1 protein-coding gene is annotated in these 337 nt (G+C 72.1%); it reads left to right on the top strand.

The annotated features are described in order from the left end of the window. Window positions 1–237 (top strand): hypothetical protein (locus Q0L11_RS14615; protein WP_296598181.1); only part of this gene is annotated, 237 nt, incomplete at its 5' end. Between the last annotated feature and the right edge of the window lie 100 nt (window positions 238–337).

The raw sequence follows: 337 nt of genomic DNA on the forward strand, positions 1-337 counted from the left end.
CCGCCTCCGCCGCCGGTGACCACACCCTTGCCCGGCGCGCCCGCCGGCGCGGCGACTGCGTCGCCGGCCGCCTATGAGGGCTGTGTCGGCCTAGCCACCGAACAGGTCCTGCTGGCCCAGAATATCGACGCCGTGTCCGCGCGCTACCAGGCGGCCGAGGTGTCGTACCGGGAGGATCGGCCCAAGCTTGAGGAGGCGGCAGCCACCGTCGCCCTGGGCAGGCTCGGTCCGCAGTAGCCGAGCCTCGGCCCTTGTAACGGGCGAAATCGAACCTATCTCAGCTCCGATCGCGCTGGCGTCCGCTTCCCCCTTCGGACCGCGAGCGACGGGTGTGCGG

It is taken from the genome of Phenylobacterium sp. (assembly GCF_024508875.1).
Taxonomy (GTDB): Bacteria; Pseudomonadota; Alphaproteobacteria; order Caulobacterales; family Caulobacteraceae; genus Phenylobacterium.